Genomic DNA, 21205 nt, shown 5'->3' on the forward strand with positions numbered 1-21205 from the left:
CATGACCACGGTAGAGAACACTGAGAAGACCCTTCCCCGGCTCAAGCAGCGCTACCGCGAGGAGATCCGCGAGTCGCTGCAGCAGCAGTTCGGCTACGCCAACGTGATGCAGATCCCGGGCGTCGTGAAGGTCGTCGTGAACATGGGCGTCGGTGACGCCGCCCGCGACGCGAAGCTGATCAACGGCGCGGTCAACGACCTCGCCTTGATCACCGGCCAGAAGCCGGAGATCCGCCGGGCCCGCAAGTCCATCGCCCAGTTCAAGCTGCGTGAGGGCATGCCGATCGGCGCCCGCGTCACGCTGCGCGGCGACCGCATGTGGGAGTTCCTGGACCGCCTCGTCGCGATCGCGCTGCCGCGTATCCGCGACTTCCGCGGCCTGAACCCCAAGCAGTTCGACGGCACCGGCAACTACACCTTCGGCCTGACCGAGCAGTCGATGTTCCACGAGATCGACGTCGACAGCATCGACCGCCCGCGCGGCATGGACATCACCGTCGTGACCTCGGCGACCAACGACGACGAGGGTCGGGCGTTGCTGCGGGCCCTGGGCTTCCCCTTCAAGGAGAACTGAGCTAATGGCAAAGAAAGCACTGGTCAACAAGGCCAACAAAAAGCCGAAGTTCAAGGTGCGGGGTTACACCCGCTGCCAGCGCTGCGGTCGCCCGCACGCCGTCTTCCGCAAGTTCGGCCTGTGCCGGATCTGCCTGCGCGAGATGGCCCACGCCGGCGAACTGCCGGGCGTGCAGAAGTCCAGCTGGTAAGCCAGCCACTACGAAAACAGTTGCGGTAGGCCCAGTTCAGGGAACCGCCGCGAGAAAGGTGAACCGGCTGTCATGACCATGACGGATCCGATCGCAGACTTCTTGACACGTCTGCGCAACGCCAATTCGGCGTACCACGACGAGGTGGCCCTGCCACACAGCAAGATCAAGGCGAACATCGCCGAGATCCTCAAGGCGGAGGGCTACATCTCCGACTACCGCACCGAGGACGCCCGCGTGGGCAAGTCGCTCGTGGTGCAGCTCAAGTACGGCCCGAGCCGTGAGCGCAGCATCGCCGGCCTGCGACGGGTGTCCAAGCCCGGTCTGCGGGTCTACGCGAAATCCACCAACCTGCCTCGGGTGCTCGGCGGCCTGGGCGTGGCGATCATCTCCACGTCCTCGGGTCTGCTCACCGACCGTCAGGCAGCCCGATCCGGCGTGGGCGGCGAAGTCCTCGCCTACGTGTGGTGAGGGGGTAGGAAACATGTCGCGTATTGGTAAGCAGCCGGTTCCGGTTCCCGCCGGAGTCGATGTGACGATCGAAGGCCAGAACGTGTCGGTGAAGGGGCCCAAGGGTTCCCTGTCGCTGGCCGTCGCGGAGCCCATCGCGGTGGCGCGTGACGACGACGGCGCCATCGTGGTGACCCGGCCCAACGACGAGCGGCGCAACCGTTCGCTGCACGGGCTGTCCCGCACCCTGGTCGCCAACCTCGTCGAGGGCGTCACGCAGGGTTACACCACCAAGATGGAGATCTACGGCGTCGGTTACCGCGTCGCGCTCAAGGGTTCCAACCTGGAGTTCGCGCTCGGTTACAGCCACCCCGTGGTCATCGAGCCGCCGGAGGGCATCACCTTCGCGGTCGAGACGCCCACGAAGTTCTCGGTCACGGGTATCGACAAGCAGAAGGTCGGCCAGATCTCGGCGATCATCCGTCGTCTGCGCCGCCCCGACCCCTACAAGGGCAAGGGCGTGCGTTACGAGGGTGAGCAGATCCGCCGCAAGGTCGGAAAGACAGGTAAGTAAGCGATGGCTACTGCTCAACAAGCTGATGCAACCAAGCAGCACAAGCCGGTCGGGGCGAACATCTCCCAGACGCGCCGGCGGGACCGCATCCGCCGCCACGCCCGGCTGCGCAAGAAGGTCTCGGGTACCGCGCAGCGGCCCCGTCTGGTCGTGAACCGCTCCTCGCGGCACATCCACGTACAGTTGGTGGACGACCTCACCGGCACGACGCTGGCCGCCGCATCCTCGATCGAGGGTGACGTGCGGGCGGTCGACGGTGACAAGAAGGCGCACAGCGTGCGTGTCGGTCAGCTGATCGCCGAGCGCGCGAAGGCGGCGGGTATCGACGAGGTGGTCTTCGACCGTGGCGGTTACAGCTACGGCGGACGTATCGCCGCGCTCGCCGACGCCGCTCGTGAAGGCGGGCTGAAGTTCTGATGACCGACGTGTACAAGACTGGAAGGACTGCATGATGGCCGAGCAGGCAAACAATGCCGGGCCGGCGACATCCGACGGCCGGGGCGCGCGGGGTGACCGCGATGGTCGCGGCCGCCGCGACGACCGTGGCGGCCGTGGCCGCGACGGTGGCGACAAGAGCAATTACCTGGAGCGCGTCGTCTCGATCAACCGCGTCTCCAAGGTGGTCAAGGGTGGCCGTCGGTTCAGCTTCACCGCCCTGGTCATCGTCGGCGACGGCAACGGCATGGTCGGTGTCGGGTACGGCAAGGCCAAGGAAGTTCCGGCCGCCATCGCCAAGGGTGTCGAGGAGGCTCGCAAGGGCTTCTTCCGCGTGCCGCTGATCGGCGGGACCATCGTGCACCCCGTGCAGGGTGAGGCCGCCGCGGGCGTCGTCATGCTGCGTCCGGCGAGCCCCGGTACCGGTGTGATCGCCGGTGGCGCGGCCCGTGCGGTGCTGGAATGCGCCGGCGTCCACGACATCCTGGCCAAGTCCCTGGGCAGCGACAACGCGATCAACGTGGTGCATGCCACCGTTGCCGCGCTGAAGCAGATCCAGCGTCCCGAAGAGGTCGCGGCCCGTCGCGGTCTGCCCCTCGAGGACGTCGCGCCGGCCAGCATGCTCAAGGCCCGGCGTGAGGCCGACGCGCTCGCCGCGTCCTCGTCACGTGAAGGGTCGGTGTGACCATGGCGGAACTGAAGATCACCCAGGTGCGCGGCACCATCGGTGCGCGCTGGAAGCAGCGGGAGAGCCTGCGCACGCTCGGCTTGCGGAAGATCCGCCAGTCGGTCGTCCGTGAGGACAACGCGCAGACCCGCGGCCTCATCAAGACCGTGCATCACCTCGTCGTCGTAGAGGAGGTCTGAGACGATGACACAGCCGATCAAACTTCACGACCTGAAGCCGGCTCCGGGGTCCAAGACCGCGAAGACGCGCCTCGGGCGCGGTGAGGGCTCGAAGGGTAAGACCTCGGGCCGCGGCACCAAGGGCACCAAGGCCCGCAAGAACGTCCCCTCGACGTTCGAGGGCGGCCAGATGCCGATCCACATGCGGCTGCCGAAGCTCAAGGGCTTCCGTAACCGCTTCCGCACCGAGTACGCCGTCATCAACGTCGGCGACCTCGAGCGGCTGTTCCCGAACGGTGGCGACATCGGCGTCGACGAGCTGGTGGCCTCCGGCGCCGTTCGCAAGAACACGCTGGTGAAGGTGCTCGGAGACGGCAAGCTGACCGCGGCGGTAAACGTGTCCGCCCACAAGTTCAGCGGTAGCGCCCGCGAGAAGATCACGGCGGCAGGCGGTTCGGCGACCGAGCTGTCCTGACACGTCCGCAGGAGACCCCGGCGCACTTCGGTGTGCCGGGGTTTTCTCGTATCCGCCTTGGTCCTTGCGCTCCGTAACGCGGCCGTCATCGATGCGCGATTACACTTTCGGACACCCAACCGAGGAGCAGCCGATGTTCTGGAGCCGACGTACCATCGCCACGCTGGCAGTCGCGGGCATGGCCGTTTGCGGTGGCGCGGCGACCGCCCACGCACAGACCAGCGACGAGCGATTCCAGGAGATGGTGACTTCCATGGGTATCAAGGCAGGGCCCGAGACGGATCTGCCCGCCATGGGGAGGTCTCTGTGCGCCACGCTGACTCAACAGATGGCCGCCAATCCCAACCCGGTGCCGTTGGTGCGCGGGATCGTCGCGTCGTTGGAGAACAGCAACATGTCGCGGGAGCAGGCGGTGGGCTTCTTGAAGGCCTCGGTCACCACCTACTGTCCTCAGCACTACCGCCTCACCGGTCGTTAGACAGTCTGGTCCGAGAGCTGCGCCGGCGTACGAGGATGAATCAATAGGGCGGTAGATCGTCGCCGGGTGTATCAGTCGGCGAGTGCGTTCACCACCGCGTTCACCGGATGACGGGGTGTCGCCGAGCGCGTTCGCGCGGGCCTCGGGGTGAGTTCGGCGGCCGGTTGTCCACAGCGGCGAATTCATCCACAGGCGTTGGGTTTTGGCCTCGTGGCGTGTCGGTGCCGACTGCCATAATCGAAAGCATGTTCGACGACCTCTCGGATGCAGCTGTGGTGGCAGCCATCGAGGAGACCGCCCGCGCCGAAGCGATCTCCGGGGCGAAGCGGTCGGCGTTGGTGGCCGAGTTGGCCAGCCGGCGCCGCGTCGACGCCGATGACGAGGAGCGCCAACTGTGGGTGGTCGATCCCTGGGCGGCCACCGCCGCCGAGATCAGTGCCGCGATGGGCATCAGCGCCCGCGCGGCGTCGAAGGAGATGTGCATCGCGCTGGCGTTGCGGGACCGGTTGCCGATGCTGGCGGCGCTCTACGCCGAGGGCACGATCAGTTCCCGGATGGTCATCGCGATCACCTGGCGTACCCGACTGGTCGCCGAGGGCGCCCCGCTGCAGCAGATCGACGCCGCGATCGCCGAGGCGGTGCGCGGGTGGGGCGTCCTGGCGGGCGACAGACTCGATCAGGCCATCGACGTATGGGTGGAGCGGTTCGATCCGGCGGCGGTGATCCGCGGGCGCACCGCCGCCCAGGAACGGGATTTCTCGATCGGGGCGCATAATGACGGGGCCATGACGACATCGGTCTGGGGGCGGTTGTCGGCCACGGACGCGGAGCTGTTGCGGCGGCGGGTGGCGCAACTGGTGGCCGGGGTGTGCGCCAACGATCCGCGCACCGCCGGGCAGCGGCGCTCAGATGCACTCGGCGTGCTCGCCGCCGGCGGGGACCGGTTGGCCTGCCGGTGCGGTGACCCCAACTGCGCGGCCGCCGCCCCCGATGCCCGCGCCGAGGCGGTGAGCATCCACATCCTCGCCGACCAGAACGCCGCGATCGCCCCGTGCGACGGCGCCGCTGCGGAACCTGTAGCCGCTCACGCGCAACCCGACCCGCCAGCGGCGGAGTCGGCGCCCCGGCCGGTGGCGCAGGTGAGCCCAGCCGGTACCGCGGTGATCGTGGGTGGCGGTGTGGTGCCGACGCCGCTACTGGCCGAATTGATCCAGGCGGGGGCGAAGCTGGCTCCGATCCGGCCACCCGCCGCCGCCCCGGAGCCGCGGTACCGCCCCTCCGCCCGGTTGGCGGCGTTTGTGCGGATGCGCGATCTGACGTGCCGGTTCCCCGGCTGCAACCGGCCCGCCGACCGCGCCGACATCGACCACACCACCCCTCATCCGGCCGGCCCGACCTGCGCGTCGAACACCAAATGCCTGTGCAGACTCCACCACTTGCTGAAAACCTTCTGGATCGGCATCGGCGGCTGGGCCGATGAACAACTGCCCAACGGCACCATCATCTGGACCTCCCCCACCGGCCGCCGATACCACACCAAACCCGGCAGCCGACTGTTCTTCCCCGACTGGAACACCACCACCGCCGGCCGACCCCCACCCCGCACCGATACTCCCGCGACGGCATCACGGGGACTGAAGATGCCCAAACGCCGCCGCACCCGCGCCGCCGAACGCCGCGCCCACATCAACGCCGAACGCGCCCGCAATCAGGCCCACCTCACACGGCACCACAACCCGCCACCCGAACCGAGCACGGCGGAAGCACCCGCCGACAGCGAAACGGATTGCCTGGCTGGCCTATTCGACCACCCGAGCGCCGCCGATCACGACATACCCCCACCCTTCTAAGGGGCATTTCAACCCAGTTGCGGGAGCACCTCGGCCGCCAGGCGTTCCATCTGCTCGCGGTCCTCGGCGACGGTCGCCCCGACCGGATTGCACAGCACCATCTGCGCGCCGGCGTCGATGACCTCCTGCAGTCCCTGCGCCACCTCATCCGGCCTGCCGGCCACGGGAACGGCATCGATCCCCGCCATGCTGCCGTAGATGCGGTGCAACCCGGCCATCACACGTTCCCTGGCCCGCGCCGCGTCGTCGTCGACCATCAGGTACACGCGCTTACCGATCCTGAATCGCGTTGCGTCACGGCCCTGTTCAGTGAGTTCGCGGCGCACCGTCAGCACGGCGGCGGCGAAGCTCTCAGTGCTCGACGAGCCGGCGCCCAGGAATCCGTCACCATGTCGAACCGCCCTCGCGAGCGCCGCAGGAGCGTTGGCGCCGAACCAGATCGGCGGATGCGGACGTTGGACCGGCTTCGGCTCGATCGGCAGGTCGTCGACATCGCGGAACCGCCCGTGGAAGGACACCCGCGTCTCATCCGACCACGCCGCCTTCATCAGCTCGAGGCCTTCGGTGAAGTACCCCACGAACGTCTCGCTGGCCACGCCGAACGCCGCGAACTTCCGCCTCCCACCGCCCGGCGCCACCCCGACATCCAGCCGTCCGTGGCTGAGCCGGTCCACCGCGGTGATGGAGGCCGCCAACTGCAGCGGGTCGTGCAGCGACGACACCAGCACCCCCACGCCGAGCCGCAACCGCGTCGTACACGCCGCCGCATACGCGAGCAGTTCCAGCGGTGCGATGAGCGGCGTCGGCCCGATCGGCTGCTCCAACACCCATCCGGCTTCGAAGCCCAACTCCTCGGCGCGGGCCAGGTAACTCTTCACGCCCTCCGCGTCGAAGCCGTCGGGGTCGAGCTGGGGGATCGAGATCGAGAACCGCACGCCACCACGGTACGGCGACCCGCCGGTGCACTCTCGGCACGCCGGTACCCTCGGTCCTATGTTCGCCTTCTTACCCGGCATCCCCGGCGCCGACGATGTGCGCGCCCTGGTTCGGCGGGTCGACACCGCTCGTCACAAGGGCATCCCCAACGGCTGCGTGCTCGAACTCGACCTCATGTCGGTGCCACCGGAGACCAGCGGGTTCGACCCGTTGGCGATGATCTCGGCAGGCGGACGCCCCCTGGTGCTCCGACAGGTGATCGCCGCCATCCACCGCGCCGCCGAGGACGACCGCGTGGCCGGCCTGATCGCGCGTGTGCAGATCAGCGCCGCGCCCGCCGCGCCCGTACAGGAACTGCGGCAGGCCATCGCCGCCTTCAGCGCCAAGAAGCCCTCGGTCGCCTGGGCGGAAACCTATCCCGGCACGCTGTCCTACTACCTCGCCTCCGCGTTTCGTGAGGTGTGGATGCAACCGTCCGGCACCGTCGGCCTGGTCGGCTTCGCCACCAGCGCGCTGTTCCTGCGTGACGCCCTCGACAAGGCCGGCATCGAGGCTCAGTTCACCGCCCGCGGCGAATACAAGTCCGCGGCAAACCTTTTCACCCAGGACAGCTACACCGAGCCGCACCGCGAGGCCGACAGCCGGCTGATCGAGAGCCTCAACCAGCAGGTGCTCACGGCCGTCGCCGACTCCCGCAACCTCAACGCGGACGACGTCGACGCGCTGGCCGACAACGCCCCCCTGCTGCGCGACGCCGCGGTGAACGGCGGCCTGGTCGACCGCATCGGCTTCCGCGACGAGGCCTACGCGCGCATCGCCGAACTCGCCGGGGTCGACGGCGTCACACCCCATAACGTCGACGGCCCCGACGCGCCGCCGCGGCTGTTCTTGTCGCGCTACGCCCGCGCGACCGCGCCCGGTGGCGGTCCCTCGATCCCCGGCCGCAAAGCCAAACCCACCGTCGCCGTCGTCACCCTCCACGGTCCGATCGTCAGCGGCCGCGGGGGACCCGGCCTGCTGCCGCTTGGCAATTCGAGCGCCGGCGGTGACACCATCGCCGCGGCACTGCGGGAAGCGGCCGCCGACAAGGATGTTTCGGCGATCGTGCTCCGAGTCGAGAGCCCCGGCGGTTCGGTCACCGGATCGGAGACCATCTGGCGCGAGGTGCTGCGCGTCCGCGAGGGCGGCACCCCCGTCGTCGCGTCCATGGGTGCGGTCGCCGCATCCGGCGGTTACTACGTCTCGATGGGTGCCGACGCGATCGTCGCCAACCCGGGCACCATCACCGGATCGATCGGCGTCGTCACGGGCAAGCTCGTCGCCCGTGAGCTCAAGGACCGTCTGGGCGTCGGCTCGGACTCGGTGCGTACCAACGCCAATGCCGATGCCTGGTCGGCCAATTCGCCGTTCACCGACGAACAGCAGGCGCACGTCGAAGCCGAGGCCGACCTGTTCTACACCGACTTCGTCGAACGCGTCGCCGACGGCCGTGGGCTGTCCGTGGACGCCGTCGGTGAGGTGGCGCGCGGCCGGGTGTGGACCGGCGCCGACGCCAAGGAGCGTGGACTGGTCGACGAGCTCGGCGGGCTGCGCACCGCGATCGACCGGGCCAAGGTGCTGGCGGGGCTGGAGTCCGACACCGACGTCCGCGTCGTCAGCTACCCGGCGTCGTCGCTGCTCGACATGCTCCGCCCCAAGCAGTCCTCTCAGCCCGCCGCGGCATCGTTGCCCGACGCCATCGGGGTGCTGGTCGGCCGGTCCGTGGTCAACCTCATCGACCAGGCCGAGCGGTCGATGAGCGGCGTCAACGCAATGTGGTTGGGGGACTACAGGTTCTGAAGCCGGCCGCTCACGTAGACGATCTCACCGAGCGGATCGTTGTCGTGGTCCACCATCGTCACACCGTGCTTGGCGAACAGCTCCGCACGGGGCAGCCCCGTCACCTGCCACCCCAGTGACGTCAGGTACTCCATGACGTGTTTGCGGTCGCCGTGGTAGACCAGCGACGGCATGTCCAGGTCCAGCCCGTGCTCGCGCATCTGCGCCGTCGACGCCCTGGCCTTCTCGGCGTCGAAGTTCAGTATCCCCGGCACGTACTCCGTCGCCACCGTGCTGCCTGCCGCGCTCAGCGTGGTGACGTTGTCGAACAACAGATCCTGGGCCTCGGGTGGCAGGTAGATCAGTAGACCTTCGGCGCACCACGCGGTGGGCGCCTCGCTGTCGAAACCGGCCGCCCGCAACGCGGCAGGCCAGTCCTCCCGCAGGTCGATCGCGACGGTCCGCCGCTGCGCCGTGGGCTCGGCCCCGATCGCGGCCAGCGTGGACGTCTTGAACTCGATCACGGCCGGCTGATCGATCTCGTAGACCACCGTGCCCTCGGGCCACGGCCGGCGGTAGGCCCGCGAGTCCAAGCCCGACGCCAGGATCACCACCTGACGGATGCCATCGGCGGTGGACTCCACGAAGTAGTCGTCGAAAAACCGTGTCCGCAAGGCCATCTCGTCGATGCGCGCCTGCATCTCCGCGCCGGCCGACGGATCGAGTTCGCTCATGTCGAATTCGCCGTCGGCGACCTTGGTGAAGAACTCGATCCCGACTGCGCGCACCAGCGGCGCGGCATACGGATCGTCGATCAGGCCCCGCGGATCGCGGCTCGCGACCGCCCGGCCCGCCGCCACCATCGTGGCCGTCGCGCCGACGCTCGATGCCACATCCCAGCTGTCGCCCTCGGCGCGTGCCATGGCCTACCTCGTTTCGAGTGTCGCCGTGAGATACCCGGAGTCGGCGGCACCGTGGCCAGGTCTTCCGGATACTCGAATCCGTTGGCAGCGTACGCCTGAGTCGACGTCAGCCACGAGGGCTGTTACGTCTTCGTCGCGGTCACGGCGAGCGACTGGCGTAGCGCCGCCACGTCGTCGCCGGTGGGGAAGGGCCGCCCGTAGTGGGCGAACATGTCCGGTCTGCTCCGCGCCTCGACGTCCCAGCCCCGCTCGCCCAGGTAGCCGACGACCGGGTTGCGCTCACCGTCGTAGAACAGGTCGGCCATGTCGAGGTCGAGGCCGTGGCGGCGCCACTCCCGGCTCAGGCGCGCCGACGCCGCGCCGATCCGTGCATTCGGGTCCGGGTGGAACTCGGTGGCCAACCGGCTGCCCGGCGCGGACAGCGCGGTGATGTTGTCGAACAGCCGGTCCTGCGCCTCGGGCGGCAGATAGATCAACAGCCCCTCGGCGATCCATGCCGTGGGTACCAGCGGGTCGAAGCCGCGGTCCCGCAGCGCACGCGGCCAGTCCTCGCGCAGGTCGACGGCCACCGTGCGCAGTTCGGTCGCGGGTGAGGCGCCGATGTCGTTCAGCGTGCGGGTCTTGAACTCGATGACCGCGGGCTGGTCGATCTCGTAGACCACCGAGTCCGACGGCCACGGCAGCCGGTACGCGCGGGCGTCGAGACCGGACGCCAGGATGACCGCCTGGTGGACCCCCGCCTCACTCGACGAGAGGAAGAAGTCGTCGAAGAAGCGGGTGCGCACCGCCATCACGTCGGTCATTGTCGCCAGCATCGCGGCGTCGTCCGCCTCGAGGGCGATCTCACCGTCGAGCAGTTTGACGAAGTACTTCACGCCCACCGCGCGCACGAGCGCCTCGGCGTACGGGTCGTCGATCAACGGGTCGGGTCCGCGGCCGGCCACCGCGCGCGCTGCGTGCCATCGCCGGCGCCCCTACCTGACCGCGGTGACGTAGCGGACGTCGGCGAAGTTGGCGCTGGAGTGGTCGGCCGACTGCAGCCCGCACTTCTCGAGCAGGGCCGTCGCGGTGATGCTGTCGGTCCGCCAGCCGCGCTCACCCAGGTAGGCCGCCACCTCGGCGCGCTCGCCGGTGTAGACCAACTCGGAGAAGTCGAGGTCGAACCCGTACCTGCGCCACTGGTCGCGCACCGCCTGCATCCGCTCGCGGATCTGCTCCTCGTCGACGTCCGGCGAACTCACCACACCCTCGGCGGCCAGCCGGCTCCCCGGCGGGCTGAGTTCGGTGATCTGGTCGAGGAGCCGGTCCTGCGCCTCGGGCGGCAGATATCCGAACAGCCCCTCGGCGATCCAGGCCGTCGCCGCCGTGCGGTCGAACCCCGCGGCGTCCAGCGCGCCGATCCAGTCGTCGCGCAGGTCCACCGACACCGTCCGCCGGTCGGCGGTCGGCCGCGCCCCCAGCCGGGCGAGCGTGTCGGTCTTGAACGTGATCACACCGGGCTGGTCGATCTCGAACACCACGGTGCCCGCGGGCCACGGCAGCCGGTAGGCGCGCGAGTCCAGCCCTGCGGCCAGGATGACCGCCTGGCGGACCCCGGCATAGGCGGCGTCGGAGAAGAAGTCGTCGAAGAATCGGGTGCGCGCGGCCATCCCGTCGGCGAACCGATCCATGTTGCCGGCGCCGCCGGTGCCGTCCGGATCGAGATCGGTCGGCGTGATGTCCCCGGTCGCGAGCCGGGTGAAGAAGTCCACACCCACCGCGCGCACCAGAGGTTCGGCGAACGGATCGTCGATCACCGCGTCCGGCTGCCGGGTCGCCACCGCCCGCGCCGCGGCGACCATGGTGGCGGTCGCTCCGACGCTGGACGCCAGATCCCATGTGTCGTTGTCGGTACGTGCCATCGGTAGACCCCTTCATCGAGAGTGCGGCCCGTCAAACTAATTAGCCGGGTTAACCAGCTGGCGCCGACTGTACGCTTCGAATCTGTAGGCAATCTGCGAGTGCGCAGCGATGCGGGCATGCCCGGTGGCAACTGTTACTCTCGTAGACTGTTTGACGCGTGCCGCTAGCAGGCCAGACGGTGCGTGTGACTTGACCATGACGCTGGTTTGTCCAGCCCCATTTGGCACGCCGCGCTCAAGAGGTCGGCTGCGCAGGAGGAAAGAGTGCTTTCGGCTTTCATCTCGTCGCTGCGGACGGCCGACCTGAGGCGCAAGATCCTGTTCACGCTGGGCGTGGTCCTGCTCTATCGGGTCGGCGCCTCGCTGCCGTCTCCCGGGGTCAACTACCCCAACGTGCAGGAGTGCATCGCACAGGTCAGCGGCGGTGAGTCGGGCCAGATCTACTCGCTGATCAACCTGTTCTCCGGCGGTGCGCTGCTCCAGCTGTCGGTGTTCGCGGTGGGCGTCATGCCCTACATCACCGCGAGCATCATCGTGCAGCTGTTGACCGTGGTCATCCCGCGGTTCGAGCAGCTGCGCAAGGAGGGTCAGGCCGGTCAGGCCAAGATGACGCAGTACACGCGTTATCTGGCGGTCGCGCTGGCCGTCCTGCAGTCCACCAGCATCGTCGCGCTGGCCGCCAACGGCGGCCTCCTGCAGGGCTGCGCGCTCGACATCATCAACGACCAGTCGATCTTCTCGCTGCTGGTCATCGTCCTGGTGATGACCGCGGGCGCCACTCTGGTGATGTGGATGGGCGAGCTGGTCACCGAACGCGGTATCGGCAACGGCATGTCGCTGATCATCTTCGCCAGCATCGCCGCGGCCATGCCCGGCGAGGGCAAGTCGATCCTGGACAGCCGCGGTGGCATGGTCTTCGCCGCCGTCTGCGCCGGCGCGCTGATCATCATCATCGGCGTCGTGTTCGTCGAGCAGGGCCAGCGCCGCATCCCCGTGCAGTACGCCAAACGCATGGTCGGCCGCCGGATGTACGGCGGCACCTCGACCTACCTGCCGTTGAAGGTCAACCAGGCCGGCGTCATCCCCGTCATCTTCGCCTCGTCGCTGATCTATATTCCGCAGCTGATCACGCAGTTGATCCAGAGCGGCAGCTCGAATCCGGGCACCGGCTGGTGGGATCGGCTGGTCGCCGAGTATCTGACCGACCCGAGCAGCCCCTGGTACATCGGGATCTACTTCGCGCTGATCATCTTCTTCACCTACTTCTACGTCTCGATCACGTTCAACCCGGACGAGCGGGCCGACGAGATGAAGAAGTTCGGCGGCTTCATCCCCGGCATCCGCCCGGGTAAGCCGACCGCCGACTACCTGCGCTACGTGCTGAGCCGGATCACGCTGCCCGGCTCGATCTACCTGGGTGTCATCGCGGTGCTGCCGAACCTGTTCCTCACCGTCGGCAGCGGCGGTCCCGTGCAGAACCTGCCCTTCGGCGGCGTCGGGGTGCTGATCATGATCGGCGTGGGTCTGGACACCGTGAAGCAGATCGAAAGCCAGCTCATGCAGCGCAACTACGAAGGGTTCCTGAAGTGAGGATCGTTCTACTCGGACCGCCGGGTGCGGGCAAGGGCACGCAGGCCGCGAAGCTGGCCGACAAGCTGGGCATCCCGCACATCTCGACCGGTGATCTGTTCCGCGACAACATCACGAACGAGACCGAGCTCGGGGTGGAGGCCAAGCGTTACCTCGACGCCGGTGACCTCGTGCCGAGCACCCTCACCAACGCGCTCGTGGAGGACCGCATCGGTCAGGACGACGCCGAGAACGGCTTCATCCTCGACGGCTACCCGCGTTCGGTCGAACAGGCCCGGGCGCTCAACGACATGCTCGAGGCCCGCAACCTGTCCCTCGACGCGGTGGTCGAATTCCGCGTCTCCGAGGACGAACTGCTCTCCCGGCTCAAGGGCCGCGGCCGCGCCGACGACACCGAGGAGATCATCCTCAACCGGATGAAGGTGTACCGCGACGAGACGGCCCCGCTGCTCGACCACTACCGCGACGAGCTCAAGACGGTCGACGCCGTCGGCTCCATGGACGAGGTGTTCGCCCGGGCGCTGCAGGCTCTGGGCAAGTGACGTGGCCGGCCTGAGGCTGCGCAAGGACAAGGTCGTCGCGCAACGCACCCCCGCGGAGTTGGACGCGATGGCCGCCGCCGGTGCGCTGGTCGCCGCGGCCCTGAGCGCGGTGCGGGAAGCGGCCGTCCCGGGGGTGAGCACCAAGGAACTCGACGCGATCGCCGAAGGCGTCATCCGCGACGGTGGCGGCATCCCGTCGTTCCTCGGCTACCACGGCTTCCCCGCCAGCATCTGCTCGTCGGTCAACGACCGCGTTGTCCACGGCATCCCGTCGGCCACGGAGATCCTGGCCTCCGGCGACCTGGTCTCGATCGACTGCGGCGCCATCCTCGACGGTTGGCACGGCGACTCGGCGGTCACGTTCGGCGTCGGCCCGCTGATCGACGCTGACCGCAACCTCTCGGAGGCCACCCGGGAATCCATGGAGGCGGGAATCGCCGCCATGCTGCCCGGCAACCGCCTGACCGACGTCTCCCACGCCATCGAGAAGGGCACCCGCGCCGCCGAGGCGCGCTATCAGCGGGCCTTCGGCATCGTCGACGGCTACGGCGGGCACGGCATCGGCAGGCAGATGCACATGGACCCGTTCCTGCCCAACGAGGGCGCCCCCGGCCGTGGCCCGCGCCTCGCCCCGGGGTCGGTGCTGGCGATCGAGCCGATGCTCACCCTCGGCACGACCAGGACCACGGTGCTCGAGGACGAGTGGACGGTCGTCACCTCGGACGGTTCGCGCGCGGCGCACTGGGAGCACACCGTGGCCGTCACCGAGGACGGGCCCCGCATCCTCACCCTGCCCGCGGCCTGATCCGGCGGCCGCCGGGGCCGGACCCGCTGAACCAAACCGCCGCCGACGTCGTGTCCATGACGGAGGTGGCGATGGACGATCCGGAAGCCACGATGATGCGCGTGCTCTACGACGAGCACGCCGATGCGCTGTGGCGGTACGCGCTCAAACTGACCGGAGACGCCGCGGCCGCCGAGGACGTCGTGCAGGAGACGCTGCTGCGCGCGTGGCGGCACCGGCCGGACGGCTCGCCGCGGGCATGGCTGTTCACCGTGGCGCGCAACCTGGTGATCGACGAGCGGCGCAGCGCACGCTACCGCAGGGAGTCCGGCACCCCGGACGTCGAATCCGTCGCGCAGCCCACCGAACCCGACAAGGTGGACTCCGCGCTGGACCGGATGCTCATCGGCTCGGCGCTCGCCCAGTTGTCCGACGACCACCGGGCGGTCGTGCGGCGGGCGTACTACCAGGGGTGGACGACGGGGCAGATCGCGGCCGAACTGGAGATCCCGGAGGGCACCGTGAAGTCCCGGCTGCACTACGCGGTGCGGGCATTGCGACTGAACCTGCAGGAGATGGGGGTGACGCGATGATCGAGGCCTTGGGCGATCCCTATCTGCAATGGGACGCCGCCTATGTGCTCGGCTCGTTGACCAGTGCCGACCGGCGCGAGTTCGAGGCGCACATGCAGACCTGCGCCCGGGGCCGCTGCGCGGTCGCCGAGGTCAGCGGCGTACCCGCGCTGCTGGCCATGCTCGACGCCGACGACGTGCGCGCGCTCGACGACGAATCCGGGGACCAGACCGACGCGCCGCCGCTGCGGCCGGAGGTGCTCGACTCGGTGCTCGCCAAGGCGAAGTGGCGCAGGCGCCGGTCGCGGTGGCTGACCTCGGCGGCGGTGGGGCTGGCGGCGGCGCTGCTCGCCGTCGGGCTGGTGATCGCGATCCGCCCGGGCGGGCTCGGCCTGCAGCCCACCGCACCGGAGGTCACCGCGGCCACCTACGAGATGACCAAACTGGCGCCGACGCCGTTCAACGCGACCGTGAGCCTGTCGGAGTTCGGCTGGGGCACCCGCATCGACATGGCGTGCACGTACGGCCAGTGGTCCGGCGGCGGGCCCTCGGCGCCGCCGAGCCGGCTCGGCATGGTGGTGGTCGGCCGCGACGGCACCCGTTCGGAGATCGCGACCTGGCTGGGACTGTCCGGCGCGACCGCCCTGCCGAGCGGCAACACCACCATGCGTCGCGACGAGATCGCCTCGGTGCAACTGGTCTCGGCCGACACCCGCGAAGTGCTGCTCGAGAAGACGCTGTGAGTCCGGGCAATGGTATGAAAGGTCGGTGACCGAAGGGCCCGATGAGCATGACCCGATCGCCCTGGCCCGCGCGAACTGGGAATCCGCCGGCTGGGGTGAGGTCGCCGACGGTATGGTCGCCGTCACCTCCGTCATGCGGGCCCACCAGATCCTGCTGGCCCGCGTCGAGACCGCGTTACGGCCCTACGATCTGAGCTTCTCGCGCTTCGAACTGCTGCGGCTGCTGGCGTTCAGCCGGTCCGGTGCGCTGCCCATCACGAAGGCCTCCGACCGGCTGCAGGTGCACGTCACCAGCGTCACGCACGCCATCCGGCGGCTGGAGGCCGGCGGTCTGGTGGAGCGCGTCCCCCACCCGACCGACGGCCGCACCACGCTCGTGCGGATCACCGAACTCGGCCGCAAGACCGTCGAGGACGCCACCGTGACGCTCAACAACGAGGTGTTCGCCGACATCGGCATGTCCGCCGACGAGTCGCGGGCCCTGGCCGCCTCGATCGAGACGCTGCGCCGTCACGCGGGCGATTTCTGACGGCCGGCCAGCCAGTCCCGGAAGGACTCCAACCGCGGGTTGAGTTCCCGCACCCGGTCCAGATCGCGGGCGCCGGTGAACGCCGCGGAGTTCTCCGCGTAGTACTGGAACATGTTGCCCATCTCGACCGCTGACGGGAATCCCTGTGCGCGGAAGTCGTCGAACGGCACCGGGCGGTAGGTCACCGGCTCGCCGAGCGCGTCCGTCAGCGCCGCGGCGTACCCGTCGCCGGTGAGGATGTCGCCGGCGATGCTCACCGTCTGCCCGGCGAGGGCGTCACCGCGCTGGAAGACGCCCAGCGCCGTGCGGCCGATGTCGGCGACCGCGATACCCGCCAGCGGCTGGTCGGCGATGGGCAGCGCCAGTGTCAGCGCGCCGTCCTCACCGCGCCTCGGCGGGAACGAATCGGCGAAGTTCTCGAAGAACAGCGTGGTCCGCAGGTACGTGGTCGGCAGATCCGCGAAGTACGCGTCCGCATCGGCCTTGGCGTCGAAGTGCGGCACCTTGTAACCCTCGACGTCCGGGACGGCGTCGTCATCGGCGAAGTGACCCCGGGTGTCCTCGAGCGTCGACCAGATGACGTGGCCCGCGCCGGCACGGTCGAGCGCCCGCGCGGCGGCCCGGGCCTGAGCGAGTTCCCGCTGCGCCGGCGTCCGCTGGTCGTCCGGTGCGACCGGCGCCCAGTAGTTCGTGACGACGAACGCGCCGTGAACGCCTGCGAACGCCGCGTCCAGGCTGGCCTCGTCGTCGAGGTCGGCCGCGACGACCTGCGCGCCCGCCTCGGTCAGCGCGGCCGCCTTCGCGGACGCGGGGTCCCGCGTCAGCGCGCGCACGGCGAACTCGCCGTCGTCGAGCAGGGCCCGGGCCATGCCGCCGCCCTGTGCGCCGGTGGCGCCGACGACCGCGATGATCTTCTTCTCTGACATGTCGATCCCCTTCGGAGTTGATGTATCAACCTCGATCCGACTTTAGGCGCAAGTTGGTTGATGCGTCAACCCGTCGGCTAGGATCGGTGCATGGCGACCGGGAGATGGCTCACCGACGAGGAGCAGCGGACGTGGCGCGCGTACATCGCCATGCAGCAGATCCTGGGCCGGCACCTGCACCAGCACCTGCACCGCGAATTCGACCTGTCCGACTCGGACTTCGAGATCCTGGTGAACCTGTCGGAGGCCGACGGCGGTCACATGCGCCCGGTCGACCTCGGTGCGGCGACCCAGTGGGAGAAGAGCCGGTTGTCCCACCACCTGAGCCGGATGGAGTCGCGCGGGCTGGTCCGGCGCGAACCCGGTGGCGGGCGGTATCCGCTGGTCGCGCTGACCGACGACGGCCGCGCCGCATTGGCGGCGTGCGCGCCGGCCAACGCCGCGCGGGTGCGCGAGCTGTTCATCGACGTGGTCGGACCCGACCGCCTCGAGGTGCTGCGTGAGATCGCCGACGACGTCGTCGCCGCGGTCGAGGCGCATCGGCGCACCGAGTGCACGCTGCCCGGGTGACCTCAGCGGGGCAGCTCAGTCGGTGACCGAGGGCAGCGGGATCGTCGCCGTCACCGCGGTCCCCGCGCCCGGCCGGGACCGGATGTTGAGGCGGCCGCCGACGATCTCCGCGCGCTCGGCCATCGACAGCAGCCCGTAGCCGCCCATCTCGTCGCCGCCGAGCGGGTGTTCGAAGGTGTCGAAGCCCACGCCGTCGTCGATGATCTCGAGCCGCGCGACATCGTCGGCCACCCCGAACGTCAGCCGCGCCGTCGCGGCGCCGGAGTGTTTGACGACGTTCTGCAGGCACTCCTGCGCGATGCGGTACAGCGCCAGTTCGATGTGGTCGGGCAGCCGGCGCTCGGCGAGGTCGACATCGATGTCGACCTGCGGGATCGAGCGGGCCAGGCTGGCCAGCCCGCCCGCCAGCCCGAGGTCGTCGAGCACCGGTGGACGCAGCCCGCTGATCGCGGCGCGGGCCTCGCCCAGCGTCAGCGCCACCAGTTCCCGCGCCTTGCCGAGCTGTTCGCCCACCACGTTCGGATCGTCGATCGCGCGGACCGCGGCGTCGAGCCGGTAGGACAGCGTCACCAGGCGTTGCGAGATCCCGTCGTGGATGTCGCCGGCCAGCCGGCGGCGCTCGATCTCCTGGGCCTCGATCACCTGCTCGACGAAGTTCTCGTGGGCCCGTTCGCGCGCCACCAACTGCCGGTGCAGCCGGGCCTGGTGAAGGGCGCCCGCGATGAGCCGGCCGATCACGAGCAGCAGCTCCACGTCCCGCTCGGAGAAGTCGCGACGGTCGACGGTGTGCACGTTGAGCACCCCGACCAGGCCTCCCGGGTCGGTCAGCATCGGCACCGACACCATCGAGGTGAAGTCCTTGCCGCGCAACGACTGGAACGGCATGTAACGCGGATCGGACTCCTTGTCGTGGCCGATCACCACCGGCTCCCGGTGACTGGCGACCCAGCCGGAGATGCCCTGACCCAGCGGCAGCCGGATCTTGCCGATCTGGCGGTCGAACGGCGGGGTGGCGCCGGCCAGGGTCAGCGACCGGTCGGAGTCGTCGAGTACATGGACGAAACACACGTCGGTGCCGGTGGCCGCGGTGATCATGCGGGCCGCAGCGGCCGCGAGCGGTTCCACGCCGGGTCCGCTGGAGGTCGCCTGGATGAGCTCGCGGAGCAGGGCCAACTCGCGGTCGGCGGTCAGCAGCGGTCGAGCGCTCACTGGTAGATGCCCTCACGCAACGCCGTCGCCACCGCACCCGCGCGGTCGCCCACACCGAGTTTGCGGTAGATCGACCGCAGATGGGTCTTCACCGTCTCCTCGCCGATGACCAGCTTGTTGGCGATCCCGCGGTTGGACAGACCGGTCACGACGAAGGACAGGATCTCGCTCTCGCGCTGGGTGAGCCCCTGGCGGGCCCCGGGCCAGAACTCGTCGCGCTGGATCCGGGCGGCGGTGTCGACGGCCCGCGCCGCCATCCCCGGATCGATGGCCGTCTCCCCGCGGTGCGCCAGTTCGATCTGGCGGACCAGTTCGTCGCTGCTGATGCTCTTGAGCAGATAACCCGACGCGCCCACCCGCAGCGCCTGGAACAGGTACTGCTCGTCGTCGTAGACCGACAGCATGACCACCTTCTGGTCCGGATCGCGTCCGCGCAGTTCCAGGCACAGGTCCAGCCCACTGGCACCCTGCATCCGGACGTCGCACAGCACGATGTCCGGGCGCAGGTCGCCGACGACCCCGACGGCCCGTTCGGCGCCCACCGCCTGTCCGACCACCGACACGCGGTCGGCGTACGTCGCGAGCATGGCCTTGAGTCCTTCGATGACCATCTCGTGGTCGTCGACCAGGACGATCCGCACCGGCCCGTCGGTCATGCGCGATGCCGCTGCGCTTCTCGCTGGGCGGTCATGGCATCACCTTAGAGGCGCGACGCCCACCGGCTGGGCAACTTCGCCACGTCGAATCCCCCATAGGGGGGAGGACGGCGCCGTGTGACCTGGGCCACTGTGATCATGTGCAGACAACGCGTGAGAGAACATGGTGTGCGGGCCGGTTCTGGTGGGACGGCGCCCGACCGGTCGATGCCGACGTCACCCCGTTGCGGGCCCTGATCTTCGACCTCGAGGCGTTGACCGACCTCGACGACGACGTGCACCGCGTGGTGTTCAACGCCGCGTTCGCCGCGCACGGCGTGCCCATCGAATGGTCGCGGGCCCGGTACCGGCGGCTGCGGGTACTGCCCGACGAACGCCGTCGCGTGCTGGCCGAACTGCGCAACCACTGCGTGGGCCCGGAGTGCGACGTGCTGATCGAACTGCTCGCCGACGAGATCTGCTCGACCAAGGCGATGATGTTCGACGAGATGGTGCTCGATGCGGGCGCGACCCCACGGCCCGGCCTCGACGATCTCGTCGGCGACGCCTTCGCCGCCGGCATCCCGGTCGCGGTCGTGACCGCCGGCCGGCGCGCCTGGGCCGAGCCGCTGGTGCGCCAGCTCGTGGGGGAGGGGCAGGTCGAGACCATCGTCACCCGCGACGACGTGGCGGCGCCGGGGATCGACGCCTACCACCTCGCGATGACCGAACTCGGCGTCACCACCGACCGCGTCGTCGCGCTGACCGGCACGCCGGCGGGCCTGCGCACGGCGACGGCCGCCGGGTTGGCGACCATCCTCGTCGGTCAGGACAGCGCACCGCGCGATGCGGTGACGGCGCTGGCGGTGCGCGCCGACTACGCCGGCGCAGAGCCGCTGCGGCTCGCCACCTGCGAACGCCTCTACGCGCGCTCCACCGCTCGCCGGACCGCGCCCGCGGCATAACGGACCGTCGGCGTTCGAGGGGTTGCCGACGCCCCGCTGTTTATTGTTCTTCGAATGGGTACGGACCGAACGCGCAACGCCCCGCAGACGCGCGCCGACATCCTCGCCGCGGCCAGGCGGCGCTTCGGTTCCGACGGCTACCAGGGCACCACGCTGCGTGCGGTGGCGGCCGACGTGGGCGTGGACCCCGCGCTGATCATCCGGTACTTCGGCAGTAAGCAGGAATTGTTCGCCGAGGCAGCGGAATTCAGGATCGACCTGCCAGACCTGACCGCGGTCGCGGCCGATCGGATCGCCGACGTGTTGCTGTCCCGCTTCTTCGCCGTGTGGGAGCAGGACACCACGTTCCTCGCGCTCCTGCGTGCCTCGATGACCAGTGAATCCGCCGCCGACGCGCTGCGCCACGTGTTCGCCACGCAGGTGGCACCCGCGCTCGCCGCCGTCACCCCGGACCATCCGGCCCAGCGCGCCGGTCTGATGGGCGCGTTCGTGATCGGCTTGGCCACCACCCGCTATGTGCTCGCCAACCCCGCGGTCGCCGACCTCGGCCGCGACGACCTGATGCGCTTCGCGCGTCCCGTCATCCACCAACTCCTCCTGGGGCCCGTCTCCGACTGACGCCCTCCCCGACCCGGGCCCGCCTCCGCATTGAACGGCGTGACGCCGGAACCCGTTGTGGAGGTAGAGGGA

General features: G+C 69.4%; 26 protein-coding genes and 1 pseudogene. 20 read left to right on the forward strand and 7 right to left on the reverse strand.

What is annotated here, in order from left to right:
* Position 1 precedes the first annotated feature (1 nt).
* From rplE to AU196_RS18835, 10 genes are all read left to right on the forward strand, one after another.
* Positions 2-574 carry a 50S ribosomal protein L5 gene (gene rplE, locus AU196_RS18790; RefSeq protein ID WP_059096563.1) on the forward strand — a complete coding sequence of 191 codons (573 nt, stop codon included), beginning with the start codon at positions 2-4 and terminating at the stop codon, positions 572-574.
* A gap of 4 nt (positions 575-578) precedes the next feature.
* Positions 579-764, forward strand: a complete 186-nt coding sequence (locus AU196_RS18795) for a type Z 30S ribosomal protein S14 (protein ID WP_011558444.1) — start codon at positions 579-581, stop codon at positions 762-764.
* A 72-nt stretch (positions 765-836) separates the two neighbouring features.
* On the forward strand, positions 837-1235 hold the full coding sequence (gene rpsH / locus AU196_RS18800) for a 30S ribosomal protein S8 (RefSeq protein ID WP_059096564.1): 399 nt from the start codon (positions 837-839) through the stop codon (positions 1233-1235).
* A 13-nt stretch (positions 1236-1248) separates the two neighbouring features.
* Positions 1249-1788: a 50S ribosomal protein L6 gene (gene rplF / locus AU196_RS18805; protein ID WP_059096565.1), complete on the forward strand. Its 540-nt coding sequence runs from the start codon at positions 1249-1251 to the stop codon at positions 1786-1788.
* Between the two features lie 3 nt (positions 1789-1791).
* A complete protein-coding gene (rplR, locus tag AU196_RS18810) occupies positions 1792-2205 on the forward strand; it encodes a 50S ribosomal protein L18 (protein ID WP_059096566.1) in 414 nt (137 codons plus the stop codon).
* A 34-nt stretch (positions 2206-2239) separates the two neighbouring features.
* Complete coding sequence (rpsE, locus tag AU196_RS18815) at positions 2240-2908, forward strand: 30S ribosomal protein S5 (RefSeq protein WP_197415838.1); 669 nt, start codon at positions 2240-2242, stop codon at positions 2906-2908.
* A 2-nt stretch (positions 2909-2910) separates the two neighbouring features.
* Positions 2911-3090: a 50S ribosomal protein L30 gene (gene rpmD, locus AU196_RS18820; RefSeq protein ID WP_024453893.1), complete on the forward strand. Its 180-nt coding sequence runs from the start codon at positions 2911-2913 to the stop codon at positions 3088-3090.
* Positions 3091-3094: 4 nt separating this feature from the next.
* Positions 3095-3544, forward strand: coding sequence for a 50S ribosomal protein L15 (rplO, locus tag AU196_RS18825; protein WP_059096568.1), 450 nt, complete (start codon positions 3095-3097; stop codon positions 3542-3544).
* Positions 3545-3635: 91 nt separating this feature from the next.
* Positions 3636-4022: a DUF732 domain-containing protein gene (locus AU196_RS18830; RefSeq protein WP_231737641.1), complete on the forward strand. Its 387-nt coding sequence runs from the start codon at positions 3636-3638 to the stop codon at positions 4020-4022.
* A 245-nt stretch (positions 4023-4267) separates the two neighbouring features.
* Positions 4268-5872 carry an HNH endonuclease signature motif containing protein gene (locus AU196_RS18835; protein WP_082695784.1) on the forward strand — a complete coding sequence of 535 codons (1605 nt, stop codon included), beginning with the start codon at positions 4268-4270 and terminating at the stop codon, positions 5870-5872.
* Between the two features lie 8 nt (positions 5873-5880).
* Here the strand turns inward: AU196_RS18835 and AU196_RS18840 are convergent, their stop codons facing one another.
* Positions 5881-6807, reverse strand: coding sequence for an LLM class flavin-dependent oxidoreductase (locus tag AU196_RS18840; protein WP_059096569.1), 927 nt, complete (start codon positions 6805-6807; stop codon positions 5881-5883).
* 58 nt (positions 6808-6865) lie between these two features.
* Between AU196_RS18840 and sppA the strand changes: the two genes are divergently transcribed.
* Positions 6866-8647 (forward strand): signal peptide peptidase SppA, encoded by a 1782-nt coding sequence (sppA, locus tag AU196_RS18845; RefSeq protein WP_059096570.1) that lies wholly within the window; start codon positions 6866-6868, stop codon positions 8645-8647.
* On the opposite strand, the gene AU196_RS18850 is transcribed toward sppA, so the two are convergent.
* From AU196_RS18850 to AU196_RS18860, 3 genes and pseudogenes are all read right to left on the reverse strand, one after another.
* A complete protein-coding gene (locus AU196_RS18850; RefSeq protein WP_059096571.1) occupies positions 8635-9549 on the reverse strand; it encodes a class I SAM-dependent methyltransferase in 915 nt (304 codons plus the stop codon). The two genes, sppA and AU196_RS18850, sit on opposite strands and share 13 nt — an antisense overlap.
* 122 nt (positions 9550-9671) lie before the next feature.
* Positions 9672-10505, reverse strand: a pseudogene (locus tag AU196_RS18855) (class I SAM-dependent methyltransferase); the annotation flags it as partial.
* Positions 10506-10523: 18 nt separating this feature from the next.
* Positions 10524-11450 carry an SAM-dependent methyltransferase gene (locus AU196_RS18860; protein ID WP_059096572.1) on the reverse strand — a complete coding sequence of 309 codons (927 nt, stop codon included), beginning with the start codon at positions 11448-11450 and terminating at the stop codon, positions 10524-10526.
* Between the two features lie 264 nt (positions 11451-11714).
* On the opposite strand from AU196_RS18860, the gene secY reads away from it, so the two are divergent.
* The 6 genes from secY to AU196_RS18890 all read left to right on the forward strand — a co-directional run bounded on the left by secY (position 11715) and on the right by AU196_RS18890 (position 16210).
* On the forward strand, positions 11715-13040 hold the full coding sequence (secY, locus tag AU196_RS18865; protein ID WP_059096573.1) for a preprotein translocase subunit SecY: 1326 nt from the start codon (positions 11715-11717) through the stop codon (positions 13038-13040).
* Positions 13037-13582 carry an adenylate kinase gene (locus AU196_RS18870; RefSeq protein WP_059096574.1) on the forward strand — a complete coding sequence of 182 codons (546 nt, stop codon included), beginning with the start codon at positions 13037-13039 and terminating at the stop codon, positions 13580-13582. Before secY ends, AU196_RS18870 begins: the two co-directional genes overlap by 4 nt.
* Position 13583: 1 nt before the next feature.
* Positions 13584-14387, forward strand: a complete 804-nt coding sequence (gene map, locus AU196_RS18875) for a type I methionyl aminopeptidase (protein WP_059096575.1) — start codon at positions 13584-13586, stop codon at positions 14385-14387.
* A gap of 71 nt (positions 14388-14458) precedes the next feature.
* On the forward strand, positions 14459-14959 hold the full coding sequence (locus tag AU196_RS18880; protein WP_059096664.1) for a sigma-70 family RNA polymerase sigma factor: 501 nt from the start codon (positions 14459-14461) through the stop codon (positions 14957-14959).
* Complete coding sequence (locus AU196_RS18885) at positions 14956-15681, forward strand: anti-sigma factor family protein (protein ID WP_059096576.1); 726 nt, start codon at positions 14956-14958, stop codon at positions 15679-15681. Before AU196_RS18880 ends, AU196_RS18885 begins: the two co-directional genes overlap by 4 nt.
* 25 nt (positions 15682-15706) lie before the next feature.
* Positions 15707-16210: a MarR family winged helix-turn-helix transcriptional regulator gene (locus AU196_RS18890; RefSeq protein ID WP_059096577.1), complete on the forward strand. Its 504-nt coding sequence runs from the start codon at positions 15707-15709 to the stop codon at positions 16208-16210.
* On the opposite strand, the gene AU196_RS18895 is transcribed toward AU196_RS18890, so the two are convergent.
* Positions 16192-17136, reverse strand: a complete 945-nt coding sequence (locus AU196_RS18895) for an NmrA/HSCARG family protein (RefSeq protein WP_059096578.1) — start codon at positions 17134-17136, stop codon at positions 16192-16194. The two genes, AU196_RS18890 and AU196_RS18895, sit on opposite strands and share 19 nt — an antisense overlap.
* 90 nt (positions 17137-17226) lie before the next feature.
* On the opposite strand from AU196_RS18895, the gene AU196_RS18900 reads away from it, so the two are divergent.
* The gene (locus AU196_RS18900; RefSeq protein ID WP_059096579.1) at positions 17227-17706 is read left to right on the forward strand and encodes a MarR family winged helix-turn-helix transcriptional regulator; all 480 of its coding nucleotides are present in this window, start codon (positions 17227-17229) and stop codon (positions 17704-17706) included.
* A 15-nt stretch (positions 17707-17721) separates the two neighbouring features.
* Here AU196_RS18900 and AU196_RS18905 read toward each other — a convergent pair whose 3' ends face one another.
* The gene (locus AU196_RS18905) at positions 17722-18915 is read right to left on the reverse strand and encodes a GAF domain-containing sensor histidine kinase (RefSeq protein ID WP_059096580.1); all 1194 of its coding nucleotides are present in this window, start codon (positions 18913-18915) and stop codon (positions 17722-17724) included.
* Positions 18912-19571 carry a response regulator gene (locus tag AU196_RS18910; protein ID WP_059096581.1) on the reverse strand — a complete coding sequence of 220 codons (660 nt, stop codon included), beginning with the start codon at positions 19569-19571 and terminating at the stop codon, positions 18912-18914. The genes AU196_RS18905 and AU196_RS18910 overlap by 4 nt, the downstream gene beginning before the upstream one ends.
* Positions 19572-19711: 140 nt before the next feature.
* Here AU196_RS18910 and AU196_RS18915 point away from each other — a divergent pair, with 140 nt between their 5' ends.
* The gene (locus AU196_RS18915) at positions 19712-20515 is read left to right on the forward strand and encodes an HAD family hydrolase (RefSeq protein ID WP_059096582.1); all 804 of its coding nucleotides are present in this window, start codon (positions 19712-19714) and stop codon (positions 20513-20515) included.
* Positions 20516-20569: 54 nt separating this feature from the next.
* Entirely contained in the window at positions 20570-21133 is a 564-nt protein-coding gene (locus AU196_RS18920) for a TetR/AcrR family transcriptional regulator (protein ID WP_059096583.1), read from the forward strand.
* Positions 21134-21205: the final 72 nt, after the last annotated feature.

Origin of the sequence: Mycobacterium sp. IS-1742, from assembly GCF_001500125.1 — a bacterium.
GTDB lineage: Bacteria > Actinomycetota > Actinomycetes > Mycobacteriales > Mycobacteriaceae > Mycobacterium.